Annotated in this window: 18 protein-coding genes; 9 read left to right on the top strand and 9 right to left on the bottom strand. The window is 60.0% G+C overall.

What is annotated here, in order from left to right:
* Window positions 1–47: 47 nt before the first annotated feature.
* Window positions 48–1,016, bottom strand: coding sequence for a galactofuranose ABC transporter, galactofuranose-binding protein YtfQ (ytfQ, locus tag JZX87_RS21615; RefSeq protein ID WP_373289457.1), 969 nt, complete (start codon window positions 1,014–1,016; stop codon window positions 48–50).
* Between the two features lie 316 nt (window positions 1,017–1,332).
* On the opposite strand from ytfQ, the gene araD1 reads away from it, so the two are divergent.
* The 6 genes from araD1 to mmsB all read left to right on the top strand — a co-directional run bounded on the left by araD1 (window position 1,333) and on the right by mmsB (window position 9,069).
* On the top strand, window positions 1,333–2,325 hold the full coding sequence (gene araD1, locus JZX87_RS21620; RefSeq protein ID WP_206828032.1) for an AraD1 family protein: 993 nt from the start codon (window positions 1,333–1,335) through the stop codon (window positions 2,323–2,325).
* A gap of 11 nt (window positions 2,326–2,336) precedes the next feature.
* Window positions 2,337–3,263 carry a Gfo/Idh/MocA family protein gene (locus tag JZX87_RS21625; RefSeq protein WP_206827944.1) on the top strand — a complete coding sequence of 309 codons (927 nt, stop codon included), beginning with the start codon at window positions 2,337–2,339 and terminating at the stop codon, window positions 3,261–3,263.
* A 2-nt stretch (window positions 3,264–3,265) separates the two neighbouring features.
* Window positions 3,266–5,095, top strand: a complete 1,830-nt coding sequence (locus JZX87_RS21630; protein WP_206827945.1) for an IlvD/Edd family dehydratase — start codon at window positions 3,266–3,268, stop codon at window positions 5,093–5,095.
* Window positions 5,096–5,198: 103 nt separating this feature from the next.
* Complete coding sequence (chvE, locus tag JZX87_RS21635; protein WP_353654234.1) at window positions 5,199–6,260, top strand: multiple monosaccharide ABC transporter substrate-binding protein; 1,062 nt, start codon at window positions 5,199–5,201, stop codon at window positions 6,258–6,260.
* Window positions 6,261–6,315: 55 nt separating this feature from the next.
* Entirely contained in the window at window positions 6,316–7,875 is a 1,560-nt protein-coding gene (gene mmsA, locus JZX87_RS21640) for a multiple monosaccharide ABC transporter ATP-binding protein (RefSeq protein ID WP_206827947.1), read from the top strand.
* A 3-nt stretch (window positions 7,876–7,878) separates the two neighbouring features.
* Window positions 7,879–9,069: a multiple monosaccharide ABC transporter permease gene (gene mmsB, locus JZX87_RS21645; RefSeq protein WP_206827949.1), complete on the top strand. Its 1,191-nt coding sequence runs from the start codon at window positions 7,879–7,881 to the stop codon at window positions 9,067–9,069.
* Window positions 9,070–9,249: 180 nt separating this feature from the next.
* On the opposite strand, the gene JZX87_RS21650 is transcribed toward mmsB, so the two are convergent.
* From JZX87_RS21650 to JZX87_RS21680, 7 genes are read right to left on the bottom strand one after another with little or no spacing between them, the layout of a single operon-like run.
* A complete protein-coding gene (locus JZX87_RS21650; protein WP_206827951.1) occupies window positions 9,250–11,211 on the bottom strand; it encodes a 3-hydroxyacyl-CoA dehydrogenase NAD-binding domain-containing protein in 1,962 nt (653 codons plus the stop codon).
* A 4-nt stretch (window positions 11,212–11,215) separates the two neighbouring features.
* Complete coding sequence (locus tag JZX87_RS21655; RefSeq protein ID WP_206827952.1) at window positions 11,216–11,611, bottom strand: RidA family protein; 396 nt, start codon at window positions 11,609–11,611, stop codon at window positions 11,216–11,218.
* Window positions 11,589–12,020: an acyl-CoA thioesterase gene (locus tag JZX87_RS21660; RefSeq protein ID WP_206827953.1), complete on the bottom strand. Its 432-nt coding sequence runs from the start codon at window positions 12,018–12,020 to the stop codon at window positions 11,589–11,591. The genes JZX87_RS21655 and JZX87_RS21660 overlap by 23 nt, the downstream gene beginning before the upstream one ends.
* 2 nt (window positions 12,021–12,022) lie before the next feature.
* Window positions 12,023–13,198, bottom strand: a complete 1,176-nt coding sequence (locus JZX87_RS21665; RefSeq protein WP_206827954.1) for an acyl-CoA dehydrogenase family protein — start codon at window positions 13,196–13,198, stop codon at window positions 12,023–12,025.
* The gene (locus tag JZX87_RS21670; RefSeq protein ID WP_206827955.1) at window positions 13,198–14,049 is read right to left on the bottom strand and encodes an enoyl-CoA hydratase family protein; all 852 of its coding nucleotides are present in this window, start codon (window positions 14,047–14,049) and stop codon (window positions 13,198–13,200) included. Before JZX87_RS21670 ends, JZX87_RS21665 begins: the two co-directional genes overlap by 1 nt.
* On the bottom strand, window positions 14,046–14,840 hold the full coding sequence (locus JZX87_RS21675; protein WP_206827956.1) for an SDR family NAD(P)-dependent oxidoreductase: 795 nt from the start codon (window positions 14,838–14,840) through the stop codon (window positions 14,046–14,048). Before JZX87_RS21675 ends, JZX87_RS21670 begins: the two co-directional genes overlap by 4 nt.
* Before the next feature lie 12 nt (window positions 14,841–14,852).
* A complete protein-coding gene (locus tag JZX87_RS21680; protein ID WP_206827957.1) occupies window positions 14,853–17,195 on the bottom strand; it encodes a bifunctional salicylyl-CoA 5-hydroxylase/oxidoreductase in 2,343 nt (780 codons plus the stop codon).
* Window positions 17,196–17,394: 199 nt separating this feature from the next.
* Between JZX87_RS21680 and mprF the strand changes: the two genes are divergently transcribed.
* The 3 genes from mprF (at window position 17,395) to JZX87_RS21695 (ending at window position 22,375) form a co-directional block, all read left to right on the top strand.
* A complete protein-coding gene (gene mprF / locus JZX87_RS21685; RefSeq protein ID WP_206827958.1) occupies window positions 17,395–19,971 on the top strand; it encodes a bifunctional lysylphosphatidylglycerol flippase/synthetase MprF in 2,577 nt (858 codons plus the stop codon).
* A 50-nt stretch (window positions 19,972–20,021) separates the two neighbouring features.
* Complete coding sequence (locus tag JZX87_RS21690) at window positions 20,022–21,407, top strand: AcvB/VirJ family lysyl-phosphatidylglycerol hydrolase (RefSeq protein WP_206828035.1); 1,386 nt, start codon at window positions 20,022–20,024, stop codon at window positions 21,405–21,407.
* 314 nt (window positions 21,408–21,721) lie between these two features.
* Window positions 21,722–22,375, top strand: coding sequence for a TerC family protein (locus JZX87_RS21695; RefSeq protein WP_148147725.1), 654 nt, complete (start codon window positions 21,722–21,724; stop codon window positions 22,373–22,375).
* A gap of 76 nt (window positions 22,376–22,451) precedes the next feature.
* Here JZX87_RS21695 and JZX87_RS21700 read toward each other — a convergent pair whose 3' ends face one another.
* A complete protein-coding gene (locus tag JZX87_RS21700) occupies window positions 22,452–23,375 on the bottom strand; it encodes a methylenetetrahydrofolate reductase (RefSeq protein WP_206827960.1) in 924 nt (307 codons plus the stop codon).
* Between the last annotated feature and the right edge of the window lie 203 nt (window positions 23,376–23,578).

Genomic DNA, 23,578 nt, shown 5'->3' on the forward strand with positions numbered 1-23,578 from the left:
CTCCGGTCATTGATCCTGTCCGGCTTAGAGCGCCGGACAGCGGGAGATCAGTAGCCGAGGCCTTTCTTGGCTTCGTAGACCTTCATCGGATCGTCCTTCTGAGTGTAGAGCTTGGACTCAGTCTGGATCCACTTCTTCGGTTCCTTCTTGTCCTTCAGATAGGCTTCCAAAGCATCGAAGGCGGGGCCGGCCATGTTCGGCGTCAGTTCGACGGTCGCGTTGGCTTCACCCTTGGCCATAGCCTGGAAGATATCCGGCACGGCGTCGATCGAGACGATCTTGATGTCGGTGCCCGGCTTCAGGCCGGCTTCCTTGATCGCCTGGATTGCGCCGACGGCCATGTCGTCGTTATGGGCGTAAACGGCACAGATATCCTTGCCGCCGCCTTCCGCCTTGATGAAGCTTTCCATGACTTCCTTGCCCTTGGTGCGGGTGAAGTCGCCGGTCTGCGAGCGCACGATCTTGATGTTGGACGCAGCCTTGATGCCTTCCTCAAAGCCCTTCTTGCGGTTGATTGCCGGCGAAGAGCCGGTCGTGCCCTGAAGCTCGACGACCTTGCAGTCCTTGGAGCCGACGTCCTTGGCAAGCCATTCGCCGGCGACCTTGCCTTCGAAGACCTGGTCGGAGGTTACTGCGGTCAGATAAAGATCCTTGGGGGACTCGATTTCGCGGTCGAGAAGAATGACCGGGATCTTCTCTTCCTTGGCTTCCTTCAGAACCGCATCCCAGCCGGTGGCGACCACCGGAGCGATCAGGATGGCGTCGACGCCCTGGGCAATGAAGCCGCGGATCGCCTTGATCTGGTTTTCCTGCTTTTGCTGGGCGTCAGCAAATTTCAGCGTAACGCCACGCTTTTCGGCTTCCTGCTTGGTCACAGTCGTTTCGGCTGCGCGCCAGCCGGATTCAGATCCGATCTGCGAGAAGCCGACTGTCAGTGATTTTGCGGAAACGCCGGATGCAAGAGTTGCAAAAATAGCGGCAGCAGTTGCCGCGACGAGAGCTTTTTTCATCTTAATCCTCCCAGAGATGATGAAGCAAACTGGCGAGGCAAGGATTGGCATATAATAATACTTTTTCAACCCCCAATTTAACGACTTGCCGAAAATTCGATCAAACTGTCGGAAATGTTGGCGAATTGCGTGTATTGGTTGGGCCTATAGCCTGAAAATTGACCAATGCCGATTTACCTTTACGGAAAAAGACGTTCTTGACATCGGCAGCGCAAATCCAATAGTCGTATTTTTGAAAGATGTCAGGTCCGCGACCTGATAGGAGGACGGCATGGCCTGTGGAGGCGCCATGTCAAATCAGACAAAATGGATGACGGGTTTGATGCTGAGAATTCTGCAGATTGCCGATGACGCTGGTGCAACCAAGGTTGTTGCATGGGAGGGGCAGGGCTCCGGCCATGTCGTCAATGGTGTGACTTCGACCTATGATCTGGCGATGCAGGCAATTGCTGCGGGCCGCAGTCTTGCGGCGCAGATCGAAGCGCTCGGCTTTGGTGCAGATATCGATGTCGAGCTTGCTGCGCGCGAAGGCCGTATCGGTCTGCCGATCTCGCATCCCGATCCCGCTCATTTCATCGTTGCCGGCACAGGTCTGACGCATCTCGGTTCGGCCGATGGTCGCGACAAGATGCACAAGGCCGCTCAGGCTGAAGACAAGCCGACCGATTCCATGCGCATGTTCCTGTCGGGCGTCGAAGGCGGCAAGCCTGCCCCGGGCCAGATTGGTGCGCAGCCGGAATGGTTCTACAAGGGCAATGGCTCGCAACTCAGGTCCACCGGCTCCGATCTCGTCTCGCCTTCCTTCGCGCTCGATGGTGGCGAAGAGCCGGAACTTGCCGGCATCTATCTGATCGGTCCTGATGGCACGCCCTTCCGCGTCGGTTTCTGTCTCGCCAACGAGTTTTCCGATCACGTGACCGAGAAGGGCAACTATCTGTGGCTCGCCCATTCCAAGCTGCGCCAGGCGTCGCTCGGGCCGGAGCTTCTGGTCGGCGATCTGCCGGATCACGTCGAGGGTACTTCGCGCATTCGTCGTGGTGATGAGGTGATCTTCGAGAAGCCCTTCCTGTCGGGCGAAGCCAACATGTCGCACTCGATCGCCAATCTCGAATACCATAACTTCAAATACGACATCTTCCGCGCGCCGGGCGACCTGCACGTTCATTTCTTCGGCACGGCTACTCTGTCCGTCTCGCACGGCATCAATACCGAAGAAGGTGATGTGTTCGAGATCGATGCTGCGCCCTTCAAGCTGCCGCTCGTCAACCGTCTGACCGTCGCCGCGGCGATGTCGGTTGACGTGCGCAAGCTTTAAGGAAAATTGACATGAGCAAAATTCGTCTCGGCATCGTCGGACTTGGAAAGATCGCCAGGGATCAGCATCTCGGCGCAATCGAAGCGACCGACGGTATCGAACTGACGGCTGTCGCCAGCCGTAACGCCAAGCTGGAAGGCGTTCACTGCTTTCACGACATCGATGCAATGCTGGCATCCGGCATCGAACTGGATGCGATCTCGCTCTGCACGCCGCCGCAGGGGCGCTTCGCCCAGGCCAAGGCCGCGATCGAGGCTGGCAAGCATGTGATGCTGGAAAAGCCGCCGGGCGCGACGCTGTCTGAAGTCTTTGCGCTGGAAAAGCTGGCCAAGTCCAAGGGCTTGAGCCTGTTTGCCACCTGGCATTCCCGCGGTGCCGCAGGCGTTGAGCCGGCGCGGGCACTGCTTGCCAAGCGCAAGATCAAAAGCGCTTCGGTCTCCTGGAAGGAAGACGTGCGTCACTGGCATCCGGGCCAGGCCTGGATCTGGGAGCCGGGTGGTCTCGGCGTGTTCGACCCGGGCATCAATGCGCTGTCGATCGTTACCCGCATCATGCCGGAGACGTTCCACCTCACCCATTCGGATCTCACCATTCCGTCCAATCGCGCCGCACCGATCGCCGCCAACCTGACGTTCGAAACCGCGTCCGGCCTGCCGATCGCCGCCGAGTTCGACTGGCGCCAGACCGGTCCGCAGACCTGGGATATCCGCGTCGAGACGGAAGAAGGCTCGGTCGTGCTGACCCATGGCGGCAGCCGCCTGATCGTCGATGGCGAGGCGCAGATCGTCGAGGAAGATCGCGAATATCGCAATCTCTATCGCGATTTCGTCGCGCTCGTCTCCAAGGACGAAAGCGATACCGACTTTTCGCCGCTGGTGCATGTGGCCGATGCCTTCATGCTGGGCCGGCGCATCGAAACTGAAGCATTCGAGGACTGACAATGGCAGATCACGGCAAAACCCCGTCCACCGAGATTGCAACGACGGGAGCGCGCAAACTTCGTTCGCGCGCCTGGTTCGACAATCCCGACAATGTCGACATGACGGCGCTCTATCTGGAGCGCTACATGAATTTCGGCCTCAGCCAGGCCGAACTTCAGTCCGATCGCCCGATCATCGGCATCGCGCAGACCGGTTCCGACCTGTCGCCCTGCAACCGTCACCATCTCGAACTGGCCAATCGTCTGCGCGAAGGCATTCGTGAAGCCGGCGGCATCGCGATCGAGTTCCCGGTGCATCCGATCCAGGAAACGGGAAAACGCCCGACCGCGGGTCTCGACCGTAACCTTGCCTATCTCGGGCTGGTCGAAGTTCTCTACGGCTATCCGCTCGATGGCGTCGTCTTGACGATCGGCTGCGACAAGACCACGCCAGCCTGTCTTATGGCGGCGGCCACCGTGAACATTCCGTCTATCGCTCTTTCCGTCGGCCCGATGCTGAACGGCTGGTTCCGCGGCGAGCGCACCGGTTCGGGCACGATCGTCTGGAAGGCGCGCGAACTTCTGGCCAAGGGCGAAATCGACTATGCCGGCTTCGTCAAGCTGGTGGCGTCGTCGGCTCCGTCGACCGGCTATTGCAACACGATGGGCACGGCGACCACGATGAACTCGCTTGCCGAAGCGCTCGGCATGCAGCTTCCGGGGTCTGCCGCCATTCCGGCGCCTTACCGCGATCGCCAGGAAGTCTCGTATCTCACCGGCCTGCGCATCGTCGAAATGGTCAAGGAAGACCTGAAGCCGTCCGATATCCTGACCAAGGATGCGTTCGTCAACGCCATCCGCGTCAACTCGGCGATCGGCGGTTCGACCAATGCGCCGATCCATTTGAACGCGCTTGCCCGCCATATTGGCGTGGAACTGACCGTTGACGACTGGCAGACCTATGGCGAGGAAGTTCCGCTTCTCGTCAACCTGCAGCCGGCCGGTGAATATCTCGGTGAGGATTATTATCACGCGGGCGGTGTTCCGGCCGTCGTCAACCAGCTGATGGGCCAGGGCCTGATCAACGAAGACGCGATCACGGTCAACGGCAAGACGATCGGTGAGAACTGTCGCGGGGCGATCATCGAGGATGACAAGGTCATCAAGCGTTACGACGAACCGCTGAAGGCGCGTGCCGGATTCCGTGTGCTGCGCGGCAACCTGTTCTCGTCAGCTATCATGAAGACCAGCGTCATCTCGCCGGAATTCCGTGAGCGCTACCTGTCGAACCCGAACGACCCGGAAGCCTTCGAAGGCAAGGCCGTGGTGTTCGACGGTCCGGAAGATTATCATCACCGCATCGACGATCCGTCGCTCGGCATCGACGAGCATACGGTGCTGTTCATGCGCGGTGCCGGTCCGATCGGTTATCCGGGTGCCGCCGAAGTCGTCAACATGCGTGCGCCGGATTACCTTCTGAAGCGCGGCATCAGCTCGCTTGCCTGCATCGGCGACGGTCGCCAGTCCGGCACGTCGGGCAGCCCGTCGATCCTCAACGCTTCCCCGGAGGCGGCAGCAGGCGGCGGCCTGGCGCTTCTGAAGACCGGCGACCGGGTGCGTATCGACCTTGGCCGCGGCGAAGCGAACATCCTGATTTCCGACGACGAGCTTTCTGCCCGTCGCCGCGAGCTGGAAGCCAATGGCGGCTATCACTATCCCAAGCACCAGACGCCCTGGCAGGAAATCCAGCGCGGCATCGTCGGACAGATGGAGACCGGCGCGGTTCTTGAGCCGGCTGTCAAATACCAGCGCATTGCGCAGACCGAAGGTCTGCCGCGCGACAATCACTGACCTTTAAAGGCAGGCGTCCTTTTTGAGGTCGTGAGGGCGGCGAGGAGCCAGCCCAAACAAACTCGGTGGCCCGTTGGGGGCCACCGTTACGGAGGAGTGTACAATGAAAATACTTAAGTTGCTTGCTTCTGCGGCGATGATGGCTTCGATCGCCTTCGCTGCTCCCGCATTCTCGCAGGACAAGGGCCTCGTCGGCGTTGCCATGCCGACCAAGTCCTCGGCCCGCTGGATCGCCGACGGCGACAACATGATCAAGGTGCTTCAGGAGCGCGGCTACACCACCGATCTCCAATATGCCGAAGACGACATTCCGAACCAGCTTTCCCAGATCGAAAACATGATCACCAAGGGCGCCAAGGTGCTCGTGGTCGCTTCGATCGACGGTACGACGCTTTCCGACGTGCTTGCCCAGGCCCATAATGCCGGCATCAAGGTCATCGCTTATGACCGCCTGATCCGTGACACCCCGAATGTCGACTATTACGCAACCTTCGACAACTTCCAGGTCGGCGTTCTGCAGGCAACCTCACTGGTCAAGGCTCTCAAGGCCGATACCGAAAAGGGCCCGTTCAACATCGAACTGTTCGGCGGTTCTCCGGACGACAACAACGCCTACTTTTTCTATGACGGTGCCATGAGCGTTCTGCAGCCGCTGATCGACAAGGGCACGCTCGTCGTCGGTTCCGGCCAGACCGGCATGGACAAGGTCGCCACCCTTCGCTGGGACCCGGCAACTGCGCAGTCGCGTATGGACGCTATCCTGTCCTCGACCTATTCCGACAAGAAGCTGAACGCCGTTCTGTCGCCTTATGACGGTCTGTCGATCGGTATTCTCTCGTCGGTCAAGGGCGTCGGTTACGGCTCCGGCGACATGCCGATGCCGTTCGTGTCCGGTCAGGACGCGGAAGTCCCGTCGGTCAAGTCGATCATTGCCGGCGAGCAGTATTCGACCATCTTCAAGGACACGCGCGATCTCGCCAAGGTCACTGTCGACATGGTCGATGCCGTGATGAGCGGCAAGGAGCCTCAGGTCAACGACACCAAGACCTACAATAACGGTAACAAGGTCGTTCCGTCCTACCTCCTGAAGCCGGTTGCCATCGACAAGACCAATGTCGATGTTCTGGTCAAGAGCGGGTACTACACCGAAGCGCAGATCAAGTAATCCATTCAGGCCGCGCGGCGACCTGCCGCGCGGCTTCTTCATATTGGGAGTCGTCATGCTTGATCCCGTATTATCTGCGGCGGAAAAGCCGCCTATTCTCGAAATGCGGGGCATTTCGAAGAGTTTTGGCGCCGTGAAGGCGCTTTCCGATGTCAGCTTCACCGTTCGGGAAGGCGAGATTCATGCTCTCGTCGGCGAAAACGGTGCCGGCAAGTCGACGCTGATGAAGGTTCTGTCGGGTGTCTACCCGCATGGGTCCTACGAGGGATCGATCCTCTTTGGCGGCGAAGAACGCCAGTTCCGCGACATCAACGATTCCGAAAAGCTCGGCATCATCATCATTCACCAGGAGCTCGCGCTCATTCCGCTGATGTCGATCGCGGAAAACATCTTTCTGGCCAATGCACCGTCCAGGTTCGGCGTGATTGATCGCGATGAGCGTTACATTCGCACAAAGGAACTGCTCGCCAAGGTAGGTCTGACCGAAGCACCGGAAACGCTGATCACCAATCTCGGCGTTGGCAAGCAGCAGCTCGTCGAGATCGCCAAAGCACTGTCGAAGGATGTGCGCCTGCTGATCCTCGACGAGCCGACCGCGTCGCTCAACGAAACCGACAGTGCGGCTCTCTTGGAGCTACTGAAGGAATTCCGCCGGCGCGGCATTACCTCGATCATGATCAGCCACAAGCTGAACGAGATTACCGAAGTCGCCGACCGCATCACAGTTCTGCGCGACGGCCGCACCGTCGGCACGCTCGATTGCCATGAAGGCGCGGTCGACGAGGACGAGATCGTGCGCCGCATGGTCGATCGCGATCTCGAAAGCCGGTATCCGGCCCGCGTGTCGAAAATCGGCGATGTGATCTTCGAAGTCGAGAACTGGTCCGTCTACCATCCGCAGCATTCCAGCCGCCAGATGGTCAAGAACGTCTCGATAAAGGTCCGGGCCGGCGAGGTGGTCGGCATATCGGGCCTGATGGGGGCCGGCCGCACCGAGTTCGCCATGAGCGTGTTCGGCCGCACCTATGGCCGCGACATTACCGGAACCGTGAAGATCCACGGGAAAGAGGCCGATACGTCGAATGTTCACCGGGCGATCAAGGCGGGTCTGGCTTATGTTACCGAAGACCGCAAGCAGCTCGGGCTGATCCTTGCCGAAGACATCCGCAAGAATGTCTCGCTTGCTCATCTCGGCGGCGTCTCGTCCAGTGGTGTCATCGACGACATCAGGGAAATGAAGGTGGCGCAGGAATTCCGCTCCCGCATGCGGATCCGCAGCCACAACGTCTATCAGGAAACCGGCAAGCTCTCGGGCGGCAACCAGCAGAAGGTGGTGCTGTCGAAATGGTTGTTCACCGGCCCCGACATCCTGATCCTCGACGAACCGACGCGCGGTATCGATGTCGGCGCGAAATACGAAATCTATTCGATCATCAACGAACTTGCGGATGCCGGTAAGGCCGTCGTCGTGATCTCGTCGGAAATGCCGGAACTGATCGGCACCTGCGACAGGATCATGGTCATGCACGAGGGAGAATTCGTCGGCGAAGTGGCCGGCGAAGAGGCCACGCAGGAAAATATCATGCGCGCCATCATGCGCCGCAAAGGGAGATAACCCATGAGCACCCCACAGGAAGCAGCAGTGGCTCCGAAAGCGGGCACCGGTTTCTGGAAGGACAATCTGCGCGATTACGGCATGCTGATCTCGCTCGTCGTCATCGTCATCTTCTTCCAGTTCGCCACCGGCGGCATTCTCCTGAAGCCGCTCAACGTCACGAATATCGTGCTGCAGAACGCCTATATCGTCATCATGGCGCTCGGCATGCTGATGATTATCGTCACCGGCCATATCGACCTTTCGGTCGGCTCCGTCGCCGGCTTCATCGGCGGGTTGGCGGGCTTGTTGATGGTCCGATGGGGCATCAACCTGCCGCTCGCCATCCTGACCTGCCTGGTGGTCGGCGGCATTATCGGCGGTATCCAGGGCTATTTCGTCGCCTATTTCAAAATCCCGTCCTTCATCGTGACGCTTGCGGGCATGCTTGTCTTCCGCGGCTTCATGATCGCCATTCTCGGCAGCCAGGCGATCGGCCCTTTCCCGCCGATCTTCCAGAAACTGTCCTCCGGCTATATGGTCGAACTGATCTCGTCGGATGGCGGCATCTATGTGACCTCCTTCATCATCGGGCTGGCCGTTGCCATCTTGATGATCTGGCAGAATTTTCGCAGCCGCGCGCGCCGCGTCCTGCATGGTGTCGAAAGCGAACCGATGGGCTTCTTCGTCGCCAAAAACGTCCTCGTTTTTGCAGCGATCGCCTTCGTCGCCTACCTGATCTCGTCGCATCGCGGCCTGCCGAATGTGATGATCATCATGGCCGTGCTGATCGTCGCCTACGGCTTCTTCACCAACCGCACGATCCTCGGCCGGCAGATCTATGCCGTCGGCGGTAACGCCCGCGCGGCGGAACTGTCGGGCATCAAGACGACCCGTCTGGTGTTCTGGACCTTCGTCAACATGGGCGTGCTGGCCGCACTTGCCGGCCTTGTCGTTGCGGCGCGTTTGAACAGCGCCACGCCGAAAGCCGGCACCGGCTTCGAGCTCGACGTTATCGCGGCCTGCTTCATCGGCGGCGCATCGGCCTATGGCGGCGTCGGCAAGGTGACGGGTGCAGTGATCGGCGCGTTCCTGATGGGCGTGATGAACAACGGCATGTCGATCCTCGGCATCGGCATCGATTACCAGCAGGTGATCAAGGGCCTGGTCCTGCTCGGCGCGGTCTGCGTCGATGTGTATAACCAGCGGCGGTGAGCCGATTCGCATTTCCGAATTAGGAAAGGGGTGCTTTGGCGCCCCTTTCTGTTTGAGGGCGCACCTCACAATATTGCGTCTTCCTCGGGCTTGTCCCGAGGATCTGCAACGCTTCGATAACGTGCAACGTGGTTAGGTCCTCGGGACAAGCTCGAGGAAGACGCGAGAGGTAGGGGCCGTTCAGCCTTTGGCAAACATCGGTCCGCCTTTGTGAGCGGGAAAGCCGTAGCCGTTGATCATCACCAGATCGATGTCGCTTGCCCGGGCCGCGATGCCTTCTGCCAGTAGCGCCTCACCTTCCGTCGCCATGGCACCGAGCAGCCTTTGCCGGATTTCATCCTTCGAGAAACTGCGAGCCACAACGCTCTTCTTTGCCCGTTCTGCTTCGATAATCGCCGTGACTTCGGGATCGACGGTTTTCCTGCCATCCGGATAAGCATACCACCCTCGGCCGGATTTCTGGCCCAGACGCCCGGCCTCGCACAGCCTGTCGGCGATCTCGACATAACGCTTGGATAGAGCACGCATCGCTGCCTGACGCTTGCGGCGCGCCCAGGCGATTTCGAGACCTGCCATGTCATAGACGGCAAAAAGGCCCATCGGAAAACCATAATCCTCCAGCGCCGCATCGATCTCCTGCGGCAGCGCGCCGTCCTCCAGAAGGAATTCGGCCTCGCGGCGATAGGCGGAAAAGATGCGATTGCCGATAAAACCTTCGGTGACGCCGGTCACGACCGGTAGTTTTTTCAGTTTCTTTGCCACGGCAAGGCCGGTCGCCAGAACATCCGGTGCAGTCTCCCTGCAACGCACGACTTCGAGCAGGCGCATAACATGGGCCGGTGAGAAGAAATGCAGCCCGAGAACGCGTTGCGGATGCTTGGTCGCTGAGGCGATCTCGTCCGGGTTCAGGTAGCTCGTATTGGTGGCAAGAATGGCGTCCGGGCGGATCACCTTGTCGAGGCGGCGGAAGAGGTCGGCCTTGACGTCGAGATCGTCGAACACGGCTTCGATGACAAGATCGCAGGGAGAAAGATCGGCATCCGTGGCGGTGACAGAAAGACGGGCCGTCTGCGCGTCGAAACCGGCCCGGTTCAGTCGGCCGGAGGCAAGGTTGCGCTCCAGCAGGCCGATGATCCGTTCGCGACCTTTTTCAGCTGCCTCGGGTATCTGGTCGAGGCCGATTACGGTGTAGCCTGCGCTGAGTGCTGCAACAGCAATGCCGCTGCCCATCAGGCCCAATCCGCATAGGCCGATCGTGTTGACCGGGCGCGGATCGATGCCCTCAAGTCCGGCGACCTTCGAGGCTTCCCGCTCGGCAAAGAAGACGTGCCGCAGCGCTGCCGCTTCACGGCTGTCCCGCAGGGTGAGAAAGGTGGCGCGCTCATCCGCCAGTCCTTCCGCAAACGGGCGATGCGAGGATGCGATCAGCCGCACGGCTTCTGCCGGCGCCTTCTGTCCGCGAGCTTTTGAGAGGGTTTTTCTTGATGACTTTTCGATCTCGGTGGGATCGGGAGGGGCAACGGCCAGTTCACCCGTCCTGCGAAGCGGCGTGCCTACCAGCTTTTGCACGGCGTTGATGGCCACGTCGAGAATATCGGTCCCGGCCAGTTCATCAAGGATGCCGAGAGACAGGGCCTCATTGATCTTGGCGATCCGTCCCGACGCAATAAGCTCGATCGCGGCCGGAATGCCGATAAGCCGTGGCAGGCGCTGGGTTCCCCCGGCACCGGGCACGATGCCGAGCTTGACCTCGGGCAGGCCGAGCTGTGCCGCGGGGGAGGCGATGCGATAATGGCAGGCCAAGGCCAACTCCAGCCCGCCGCCGAGAGCCGCGCCATTCAGGGCCGCAACGACCGGTTTCGACAGGGCTTCGATCTTCTCGATCACGTCGGGCAGCGTCGGCTCGATAGCCGGCTTGCCGAATTCCTTTATATCCGCGCCACCGATAAAGGTTTTTCCCGCGCCGGTGATGACCATGCCGGAAATCGTGCCCTCTGCCTCGGCATGGGCGAGCGCCCGGGACAAGCCCAGCCGGACGTCGGCCGAGGTGGCGTTGACCGGCGGATTGTCGATGGTGACGACCAGAATGCCGTTTCGGGTCGTTGCGGTAACCGTGGCGGAGAAGGTCGTCACATCGCTCATCGCCTTACTCCGGAACGACGGCCGTCGCCTGGATCTCGATCTTGGCGCGGTCCTCCACAAGCGCGACGACCTGCATCGCCGCCATGGCCGGGAAATGCTTGCCGATCACCTCGCGATACGCCTGGCCGATACCCTTCAGGTTGCCGAGATATTCGGCCTTGTCGGTGAAATACCAGGTCATGGTGGTGATGTGTTCCGGTCTGGCGCCGCCTGCGGCCAGCACCGCGACGATGTTTTCCAGCGTCTGTTTTACCTGGCCGACGAAATCGTCGGTTTCGAACTGGCACTGCGCATTCCAGCCGATCTGCCCGCCGACGAAGATCTGGCGGCCGGTGGCAGATACGCCGTTGGCGTAACCGATCGGTTTGGCCCAGCCTTCAGGCTGCAGAATGGTGTGCATCTTCGTTCTCCAAATGCTGTGTCAGCGCGGCGCGCAGATCATCCGGCCAGGGGCAGGCCTTGGTTGTTTCGTGAGAGGTGAGGACGAGCCTTTGCCGGGCCGTCCAGAGCAGGCGGTTTTCCGCGCGGACTTCGTGGTTCAGATCAAGCGAGCTGTTGCCGAGTCTTGCGACCCTGAGGGTGAAATCCATCCGGTCTCCGTGGAAACCTGGATTGGTGAAGGTGAGATCCAGCGTGACGGTCGGAAAGCCGAGCTTTCGTTCGTTGATCATCTTCGGCCACGGGAACCCGAGGCTTTCGAAGAATTCCTCGTAAACGCCGACCAGGATATGCAGATAGGACGGGAAATAGGCGATGCCGGAAGGGTCGCAATCTCCGAAATTCAGCCGGCGCGTCGTCGTGTAAGCCATGGTCACGCCTTCAGCAATTCGCGGGCGATGATGAGTTTCTGCACCTCGGTTGCGCCTTCATAGATGCGCAACGCCCGGATTTCCCGGTAGAGACTTTCGGTGATCTCGCCGACGCGAACACCGCGGCCGCCGAACATCTGCACTGCGCGGTCGATCACCTTCTGGGCATTTTCCGTGGCGACCATCTTTGCCATCGCCGCTTCCCTCGTGGTCGGCAGGCCCTGCACATCACGGCGCCACGCGGCGCGGTAGGTCAGCAGCGCTGCAGCATCGATCTCGGCCGCCATGTCGCCCAGGGCGGCCTCCGTCAGTTGCAGGTCGGACAGCGTATTGCCGAACATCTTTCGGGATTTCGCATGGGCAAGCGCCTCATCGAGCGCACGTTTGGCGAAACCCAAAGCAGCCGCTGCCACAGAGGCGCGAAAAATATCGAGGGTGCGCATGGCGATCTTGAAACCTTCGCCGGGTGTGCCGAGCAGGCGGGAGGCCGGGATGCGGCAATTGTCGAAACGGATCGTCGCCAGCGGATGCGGGGCGATTACGTCGATGCGCTCGGCGATGGAAAAGCCGGGATCATCGGCAAAGACGACGAAAGCGGAAATGCCGCGCGTGCCGGGCGCTTCGCCTGTGCGGGCAAAGACCGTGTAGACATCGGCGATACCGCCGTTGGAGATCCAGGTCTTGTTCCCGTCGAGCACATAATGCTCACCATCCCTGCTGGCGGCGCAGGCCATGGCCGCGACATCGGAGCCGGCATCCTTTTCCGAAAGAGCGAAGGCGGCAATCCATTCGCCGGACCGGGCTTTCGGCAGGACGGTGGCGCGGAGTTGTTCCGAACCGGAAAGGCCGATCGCGCCGGTGCCGAGGCCCTGCATGGCGAAGGCAAAATCGGCCAAGCCGTCATGCCAGGTCAGCGTTTCACGCGTCAGGCAGGCGGCGCGGCTGTCGATCGGGGTCGTGCCACCGGCGCCGGTTGCGGCATCCAGAAGACCAGCCTCGCCCAATGACCTGACCAACGCGCGGCAGGCCTTGTCGGTGTCGGCATGGTCGATATCGCCAAGCGCGCCGGAGGTTGCGAAGGCATCGAGCTTTTCTGCCAGCGCCTTGTGGCTGGCATCGAAGAAGGGCCAGTCGAGAAAATCGCGCGCGGGGCCGGGAAGCTTTGAGTGCACTGCCATCAGTTGCCCTCGAAAACCGGCTTGCGCTTTTCGGCAAAAGCCTCGAAGGCGCGGCGGAAATCCTTTGTCGCCATGCAGATCGCCTGGGCCTGGGCTTCGCTTTCGATCATCTCGTCGAGGCCCATGGCCCATTCCTGGTTCAGCATGGTTTTCGTCATCGTATGGGCAAACCACGGGCCATGGGCCAGCGAATGAGCGAGTTTCAGCGCTTCGGCTTCCAGCGCGTCCGAAGTGTGAAGAGCATTATAGAAACCCCAGGCGTGTCCCTCATCTGATGTCATCGAGCGGCCGGTGAAGAGAAGCTCGGCGGCGCGGCCCTGGCCGATGATGCGTGGCAGGATCCCGCAGGCGCCCATGTCTGCGCCGGCGAGGCCGACACGGGTGAAGAGAAAGGCGGTTTTCGCTTCCGGCGTTGCCAGCCGCATGTCGGAGGCCATGGCGAGGATCGCGCCGGCACCGGCGCAGATGCCATCGACAGCCGCGATGATCGGCTGCGGGCATTTCTTCATCGCCTTGACCAGATCGCCGGTCATGCGGGTGAAGGCCAGAAGCTCTGGCATCGGCATTTTTGTCAGCGGCTCGATGATCTCGAACACATCGCCACCGGAGGAAAAATTGCCGCCGGCACCGGTCAGGACGACGGCACGGATATCGGACGCGTAGGCCAGATCGCGAAAGAGGTCGCGCAGCTCGGCATAGCTTTCGAAGGTCAGCGGGTTCTTACGATCCGGCCGGTTCAGCCGGATCGTGCCGACACGGCTGTCTTCGCTGACCTGCCAGACAAAGTGTTTTGCCTGATAATCCCGAAAAGGCTTCAGGTGCCCTGCCATCGAAACCGTCGTGTCGCTCATCCCGACAGAACCTCCCCACCGGCAACCGCGATTGCCTGTCCATTGATCGATTGGGCGGCGGGCGAAGCCAGCCACAGAACGGTGTCTGCGACTTCCTCCGGCTGCACCAGCCGCCCCTGCGGATTGTGTCTGGTGAATTCCTTCAATGCATCTTCTGGCGAACGGCCGGTCTTTGCCACGATCGTCTCGATCGAACGGGCGATCAGCGGCGTGTCGGTAAAGCCGGGGCAGACGGCGTTGACCGTAACGCCGGTCTTCGCCAGTTCCAGCGCCAGTGCGCGGGTGAGTCCGACAACGCCGTGCTTGGCAGCCACATAGGCGGAGACATAGGCGTAACCCGTCAGCCCGGCGGTCGAGGCAATGTTGATGATGCGGGCACCCTCGCCATACGCCTTGAGGTCCGGCAGCACGGCCTGGGTCACCTGGAAGACGCCGGTGAGATCCACAGCCATCACCCGGTTCCACAGGTCGAGCGATGTCTTTTCGAACGGCGCGCTCGGTCCTTCGCCGGCATTGTTGACGAGGATGGTCACCGGTCCGAATTTTTTCCGCGCAGCATCGAGACCGGTGGCGATTGCGGCGGCATCCGTCACGTCGAAGCCGGCGACCACGAAGGCCTTGCCCGCGCCGAGTTCCGCTGCCAGCGCTTCGAGCGGTTCTGCCCGCCGGCCTGCCAGCGTCACCCGCGCTCCGGCCTTGACCAATGCCTTTGCGATTGCGGCGCCGATGCCGGAACCGGCGCCGGTGACGAGTGCGTGGCCATTTGAAAGCCTGCCGGATGTGCTGGTCATCGCATCCGGTCCTTATCGCGCGTCAATGGTCGGGCCGACCGGCGGCGGGGCAGCAGCGGCGCGGGCAAGGCCCGTCTCGTATTGCGTCTTGCCGGAGAGATACTGTTTCGGCCACGCAATGTTGGTCAGGCCGATCTTCGCCGCTTCATGCAGAACCCAGGCGGGGTCGGCGAGATGCGGGCGGGCGACGGCGCAGAGATCGGCGCGGCCGGCAGCGATGATCGAATTTGCCTGATCTGCTTCGGAAATCGCACCAACGGCGATGGTCGGAATGCCGATCTCGTTGCGGATCTTGTCGGAAAACGGCGTCTGGAACAGGCGGCCATAGACCGGCTTTTCTTCCTTGGAAACCTGGCCCGAGGAGCAGTCGATCAGGTCTGCACCTGCGTGCTTGAACATTTTTGCGAAGATCGCAGCGTCTTCCGGTGTGTTGCCGCCATCGGCCCAGTCATGGCAGGAGAGGCGCACCGAGATCGGCTTATCTCCCGGCCAGACTTCGCGGATCGCGGCAAAAACTTCCAGTGGATAGCGCGCACGGTTTTCGTAGCTGCCGCCATAGTTGTCTGTGCGGACATTTGTCAGGGGCGAAAGGAAGCTCGACAGAAGATAACCGTGGGCGCAGTGCAGCTCCAGCCAGTCGGCGCCGGCCTCGGCGGCATATCTTGCGGCGCGCACATGATCGGCCTTCACCCGGTCCATGTCGGCGCGATCCATTTCTTTCGGCACCTGGCTGTTTTTCAGATAGGGCAGGGCGGAAGCGGAAATCAGCGGCCAAGCGCCGGTTTCCAGCGGCTGGTCGATACCTTCCCAGGCAAGTTTCGTTGCGCCTTTTCGCCCCGCGTGTCCAAGCTGGATGCCCACCTTGGCTTCCGAATTGGCGTGGACGAAATCAACGAAGCGCTTCCAGCCCTTGGCCTGCTCGTCGTTCCACAGGCCGAGGCAGCCGGGGGTGATGCGTGCATCGGGAGAGACGCAGGTCATCTCCGCGAAGACGAGGCCAGCGCCGCCAAGCGCGCGCGAGCCGAGATGGACGAGGTGGAAATCGTCGAGCAACCCGTCCTTTGCCGAATACATCGCCATCGGCGACATGACGATGCGGTTCGGCAGGTGGGTGCCGCGTAGCGAATAGGGGGTGAACATCGGCGGCAGTGTGCGGCCATTGCCCTGCACTTCGATGCCGTTTTTTTCCGCAAACCAGCGCTCGTAGCCTTCGAGCCACACGGGATCGCGCAGGCGCAGGTTCTCGTGGCTGATGCGCTGCGAGCGGGTCAGCATGGAATACATGAATTGCGGCGGCTCCAGCGTATCGGCGTAACGCTCACCCGCGACTTCGAACCATTCCATCGCATTGCGTGCCGCGTTCTGGATACGGGCGACATCGATGCGGCGGATATCCTCATAGGTCTTCAAAACCTGCGGGATTGCATCCTTCGAATGGCCGAGCCGGTTGAACTGGTTGGTCAGTTCGATCGCGTCGTCGATTGCAAGTTTGGTGCCGGAGCCGATGGCGAAATGGGCGGTGTGGGCAGCGTCGCCCATCAGCACGACATGGGAATTGCCGTTGAAATGGCTCCACTTGCCGCAGATCAGCCGGTTGAAATTCAGCCATGCCGAACCGCGCAGGTGCCGCGCATTGGTCATCAACTCGGCACCTTCCAGCACTTCGGAAAAGAGCCCTTGGCAGAAGTCTATCGAGCCCTGCTGGTCCATCTGACCGAGGCCATGCTTTTCGTAGGCCTCTTCGGTCGTTTCGACGATGAAGGTCGAGGTGTTGTCGTCGAACTTGTAGATATGCGCCTGGAACCAGCCGTGCTCGGTCCTGCGGAAATCGAAGGTGAAGGCGTCGAAGAGCTTGTTGGTGCCGAGCCAGATATAGCGGTTCGGACGCACAGCGAGATCCGGCTCGAAAACCTCAGGGTAGCGGTTGCGGATCTTCGAGTTGAAGCCGTCGGAGGCGATGATGAGGTCGGCGTCCGGGTAGTCTGTATCGCCATCGGAATCGGTCTCGAACACCAGCTCGACACCCAAAGCCTCGCAACGGCGCTGCAGGATGTTGAGCAGCTTCTTGCGGCCGATGCCGACGAAACCGTGGCCGGATGTGCGCTGGCGGGTGCCTTTGAACAGGACCTCTATATCGTCCCAGTGGTTGAAGGCATTTTCGATTTCGGCTGCACTCTCCGGATCCCAGGCACGCATCGACACCATGGTGGCGTCTGAAAAGACCACGCCCCAACCGAATGTGTCATAGGGCCGATTGCGCTCTACAACCGCAATCGAGTGCTCGGGATGAAACTTCTTCATCAACAGGGCGAAATAGAGCCCAGCCGGGCCGCCACCGATGCAGACGATGCGCATGAATATCTCCCGAAGTTCCCGTATGTAGTTATTTTAAGTTTAAACTATATGGGTCGCGCAGAATCCGTCAAGCGATATTAAGAAGCATATGATAGGAGCGGTTGCGCAAATCAGCGGATGACACACTTAAGCCGTGATCCAGTTGCTTTTCGCACCGCGTTTTCAGATCTTAGCGCTTGTCTTCGGGGCAAAGCAGACCATGGCGTCCAACAGTTCTAGCAGTTATGTCCGCGATTTTTTCCAGGCCCATCGCGGCTTGTTCGTTTCCTTCATCGTGCTTCTGGTCTTCGGTTTCACCGCTCTGGCTATTTACGAGCTGACGACAGAAGTCAGTTATGACGAGGTGATCGAGGCGCTGGTCTCGACCTCGTGGTCGTCGATCGCACTTGCTGTGTTCTTTACCGGCCTCAGCTTCGCAGCGCTGGTAGGATATGATCTCAATGCCCTGACCTATATCGGCCGCAAGCTGCCGACGGTGCCAGTGGCGATGACGGCCTTCAGCGCCTATGCTGTTGGCAATACGGCAGGTTTCGGTGCGCTGAGCGGCGGTGCCATCCGGTTTCGCGGTTATTCGCGGCTAGGTCTTTCGCCGGAAGATATCGGCCGTGTCATCGCGTTTGTCACTTTCGCCTTCGGCATTGGCCTTTTGTCGGTCACGGCACTTGCCTGTCTTGTTACTGCCCCGCGGGTCGGCCAGATCATCGGCGTCAGCGATACGGCAATCCGCGTCATCGCCCTGGTCATCATCGTCGGCCTGAGCATACTGGTTTTCATCGGTCGTGACGGGCGCACAATCTCAATCGGAAAGGTGCATCTGAGGCTTCCCGACAGCCGCACCTCGTCGCAGCAATTTCTCGTCACCGCGCTCGATATCGCTGCATCCGCGTCCGTGCTTTACGTTCTTCTGCCTCAAACCAATATCGGCTGGCCGTCTTTTCTGGCGATTTACGCGACTGCCGTCGGTGCCGGCGTTCTCAGCCACGTTCCGGCGGGGCTGGGCGTTTTCGAGACAATTATCGTTGCCGCTCTCGGCAACACCGTCGATATCGATCAGGTTCTTGGCAGCCTCGTTCTCTACCGCGTCATCTATCACGTCCTGCCGCTGCTGATCGCGACGCTTTTCGTCATCTTTCTCGAAGCGCGGCAGTTGTCGAAACATCCGGTTGCTTCCACATTGCGAAAGCTAGAATTTCGGCTTGCGCCTCTCCTGCTTTCCGCCTTCGCGCTGATCGCTGGTGCGATGCTGGTTCTTTCGAGCGTCACGCCGACACCGGATTCCAACCTCAATTTCCTTGGCAGCTACATGTCGCTGCCGTTGGTTGAAAGCGCGCATTTTCTCTCCAGTATTATCGGCATCTTGCTCTTCGTCAGCGCTCGCGGATTGGCGCAGAGGCTGGATGGCGCATGGTGGACAGCAGTCCTCTGCACGGCACTCGGTCTTTTGTTCTCGCTGCTCAAGGCGCTCGCACTTTTCGAAGCTGTGTTCCTTACGGTGCTCTTGGCCGGGCTTTTGCTCAGCGCCCGACAATTCAACCGCCCGGCGTCGATGCTGCGCCAGGCGCTGACGCCGCCATGGATAGTGGCTATGTTGATCCTCGTCGCTGCTGCCACCACGATCCTGTTTTTCGTCTATCGTGAGGTCGATTACAGTCGCGATCTCTGGTGGCGGTTCGAATTCTCTGCCGAGGCACCGCGAGGTCTGCGCGCTATGCTCGGCATAGCCATCGTGGCTGCGGTTGTGTCGATCTTCAGCCTGTTACGGCCTGCCGTGAAGCGATCGGACCTTTCGACCGCGGAAGAACTGACACAGGCGACAAATATCGCTATGGCCCAGGATTTCGCGGACGCCAATCTTGTTCGCATGGGTGACAAGCGGTTGATGTTTTCCGCGAGCGGCAACGCCTTCATCATGTATGGCATCCAGGGCCGTTCATGGATCGCGCTGTTCGATCCTGTCGGGCCGAGCAACGAGATCGCCGAACTGGTCTGGCGTTTCGTCGAGGAAGCCAGAACCGGTGGCGGACGTGCCGTATTCTATCAGATTTCGCCTGATCTTCTCGCCTATTGCACGGATGCTGGTATGCGCGCGTTCCGGCTGGGCGAGCTCGCAATCGTCGATCTTGCCGGTTTCGAGCTGAAGGGCAGCCGGCTATCCGGCCTCAGGCAAGCGATCAATAAGGGTGTGCGCGAAGGGCTGGAATTCGAGATGCTGCAGCCGGATGAGGTTGCCAACCAGCTCGAGGCCCTGCGTGGCGTGTCTGACAGTTGGCTCGACGAACACAATACGCGCGAAAAGACCTTTTCGCTCGGCGCTTTCCGCGATGACTACGTGCTGTCGCAACCGGTTGGCGTTCTGCGCAAGGAGGGCCGGATCGTCGCGTTTGCAACGCTTGCCGTCACCGATACCAAGCAGGAAGGAACGGTCGACCTGATGCGGTTTGCACCGGATGCGCCGAAAGGATCGATGGATTTTCTGTTCGTGCGGATCATGGAGCATCTGCGCGATGCCGGCTTCAAGGAATTCAATCTCGGCATGGCGCCGCTTTCCGGCATGGCGCAGCGCGAAGCGGCACCCGCCTGGGACCGGATCGGCAGCGTCATTTTCGAACACGGCGAGCGGTTTTATAACTTCAAGGGTCTGAAGGCCTTCAAATCAAAGTTTCACCCTCGCTGGGAACCGCGCTATCTTGCCGTTTCCGGCATCGGTCCGGCTGTCGCCATGATGGATGCGACGCTTTTGATCGGTGGTGGGTTGAGAGGAGTAGTGGGTAAATGAGAATGCGTCTTGCAACACTGTTTACGCTTGGCCTGACAACGGCGCTGAGCATGGCGTTTGCGCCCCTGACGCATGCCCAGACACCAGCTCCCGCCCAATCTCCTACCCTGGCAGCGCCTCAGGCACAGGCCGAAAATCCTGTGGCCGATCAGGACTATCATACCGGGCTCATTCCCTCGCCGCATATCTACCTGCCGCAGGGACAGGATCTTATCGGCATGGTGTTCCTGATTTCCGATGCGAAAGGCTGGGGTGCTGCCGAGGAAGCACAGGCGAAGGATCTGGTCGAGAGCGGTGCTGCCGTCGTCGGCATCGATTTTCCTTCTTACATGAAATCACTGGCGACGGACGACGGTGACTGCATCTACATGGTTTCCGATATCGAAGATCTCTCGCAGCAGGTACAGCGGCGGATGGCAAACCGCGAATACCGGCATCCTATTCTCGCCGGCGTGAAAGAAGGCGGCACGCTTGCGCTCGCGATGATCGCACAGAGCCCGTTTGCAACGATCGGCGGTGCTATCGCAGTTGATCCGGGCGAAATCGTGCCTTTGAAGACGCAGCTCTGCACACCTGCCGACAAGCGCCCCACCGATACCGGGATCGTCTACGGACTGACTGACGGTGCATTGCCGGCTCCGGTGACGGTTGCTTTCACGCCGGAGGCGGATCCGGCCGGCAAGGCGCATGCGCTTACCCTGAAACAGGCCCATAGCGATATCGTGGTGAAGGAAACTTCCGATGACGCCGAGGATTATCTCGGCACGTGGCTGCAGAACCAGCTATCTTCCGGGAAATCCGAAGGCGCTCTCGACCTGCCGCTTTCCGTTCTGGAAGCAAAGCCGGCTATGGACACGATGGCGATCGTCTATTCCGGCGATGGCGGCTGGCGCGATCTCGACAGCGAGCTTGGGGAATATCTGCAGAGCCAAGGCGTTCCCGTCATCGGCGTCGACTCGCTGCGGTATTTCTGGGCGAAACGCACGCCACAGGAGACAGCAGACGATCTGAAGCGGATCATCGATACCTATACCGATCAATGGGGTGTCTCGAATGTCGTGTTGATTGGATATTCGTTCGGTGCGGATGTGATACCCGCGGCCTACAATCTTCTCCCCAAGGCCGAGAAAAAACGGGTGAAGCAGCTTTCGCTGCTGGCGCTTTCCAAGGAAGTGGATTTCGAAATCTCCGTTACCGGCTGGCTCGGCATGGCCGGAGCAGGCGAGGGCGGAACGACGGTCGACGATATCGCCAAGATCAAGAGCGGCCTTGTCCAGTGCATCTACGGCACCGAGGAAGACGATGACCCGTGCCCTTCGATGAAGGCATCCGGCGTGGAAACAGTGGCGATCGATGGCGGGCATCACTTCGACGAGGATTACCAGGCGCTCGGAAAACGCATCCTGGACAGCCTGCAGAAGCGGCTTCCGAAGTGAAAACGCATCGGAGGCGAGTTGCGGTGCGGGCCGACAATTCGGCCGTTGCGGTAGCGGAGATCACGAGGATCTGACGGTTTCGTGAGTCGGCCACTTGAGTTTCGCTCAAGCCGGCGCTAAATCTTGGTCGACCAGGACCGGGCCCCTCTGGCAGTTCTTCCATGAACTGTGATGTCGGACTGGATTGTCCAATATCGGTGCCCGGTGTCGTGATGGTTTTTGGTCAGATGGAATGTGTGTCCTTGGGTTCATTGCCCGGAACACGCCCCAAAGGTCGTCAGGACATGAGGCACCCCGTCTAAATAGGTTGTCTTATGATGGAATTTTTCACGCCTGAGGCCTTGTCCGCCCTCGCGCAAGTTATCATGATCGATCTGGTTCTGGCTGGTGACAATGCGATCGTCATTGGCCTTGCTGCGGCAGGCTTGCCGAAGGAACAGCGCGCCAAGGCCATTCTGGTTGGCATCATTGCCGCTACGCTGCTGCGTATCGGTTTTGCACTGGCAACCACGCAGTTGCTGCAGATCGTCGGCCTGCTGCTCGCTGGCGGCGTTCTGCTTTTGTGGGTCTGCTGGAAAATGTGGCGCGAACTCAGAACGCCTCATCAGCATGAAGACGAAGCCAATGAGGCTCTTGCCGACAGCGATTTTAATGCCGATGGTACGGTCGCCGGTGGTGCACCCCGCAAGACCTTTGCCCAGGCCGCTTGGCAGATCGTTATTGCCGACGTCTCCATGTCGCTCGACAACGTGCTGGCTGTGGCCGGTGCCGCGCACGAACATCCGGAAGTGCTGATCTTCGGTTTGGTTCTGTCGATCGCATTGATGGGTATTGCCGCAAGCTTCATCGCCCGCCTGCTCAACAGGCATCGCTGGATCGCCTATGTCGGTCTCGCCGTCATTCTCTACGTTGCGCTCGAAATGATCTGGCGCGGTACGAATGAGGTCCTGCCCTATATTTCGGGCTGATCGCAGTCTCTTCCACGATAAAAAATCGGCGCGGTCCTCGGATCGCGCCGTTTTCTTTCTAACGTCCGTTATCGATCTATTGGCTCGCTACCTTGCCCTTAAGCACGCGCTCGTTCACCCAGTCGGCGCTGGCCCTGATGCCGCCGAGCGGGAAGACATGGATCTCGTCAATCAGGCTTTGCGGATGGGTTGCCTTGTAGTTGGCGATCTCAGTCAGGAACTCATCCGGTTCGTAAGGAACAAGCAGCTTGCTCAGATCCATCGCGCGTCGCTGCAAGACGCTCAGTGAAGGGCCGACGCCGCAGGAAATGGCGAACTTGATCAACGTCTGCAGTTTCGTCGGTCCGGCAACGCCGAGATGGATCGGCAGCGTCACGCCCGCATCGGCGATACGCTCCACCCAGCGGGTTATCGATCCGGCATCGAAGGCAAACTGGGTGACTATCGCCATCTCGGCATCGCTGTTTTCCGAATAGGCCTGCTTGAACTTCAAGGCCCGGTCGACAAGTCTTGTCGTGCCATCCTTGTCGATGTCCTTGTTGCCTTCCGGATGGCCGGCGATGTGGAGTCGCTTGAAGCCGTAACGACCAAACAGGCCGGTCTCCAGAAGCTGCAGCGAACTTTCGAGATCACCCCTGGGGACGTTGAGGCCACCGGCCAGCAGCAGCGCCTGAGTGACGCCAGCATCGTTCACATAACGGCTGATCCAGTCTTCCAGCGTTGCCTTGTCGCGGATGAGGCGGGCGGGAACATGCGGCATCACCGCGTAGCCGTCTTCGGTGAGCCGTTTTGCCGTCGCGACCATGTCCTCGATCGGCGTGCCGTCGATATGGGCGATATAGACGCGCATTCCGGCCGGCAGGAATTCGCGGAAATTGTCGATCTTGGCCGCCGTGCGCGGCATGACCTCGATCGAATAGCCGTCGAGAAGAGCGCCGAAACTTGCCCGCTCCGCCTTCTCGTCTGCTCGCCGGTTCTTGAAAAGGTTCAGAATTGCCATATCGACTGCCTTCTACATCACAAGACTGTCTGCCTGCCACTATCAATGACGTGTGCAAGACGGCATTTCTGGCACAGCTTTGTGTAGAGGAGTTTTCTCGCTGCGTCACTTTCGGTTTGATTTCGTCCGTAACGAAGGGGATCAGTTCCGTTGACAAGCTGCTCTTCACATTGGACAAAGGCGCATCCGACGGCTGCCACGGG

It is taken from the genome of Agrobacterium sp. Ap1 (assembly GCF_017313375.1).
In the GTDB taxonomy this organism is placed as follows: domain Bacteria; phylum Pseudomonadota; class Alphaproteobacteria; order Rhizobiales; family Rhizobiaceae; genus Neorhizobium; species Neorhizobium cellulosilyticum.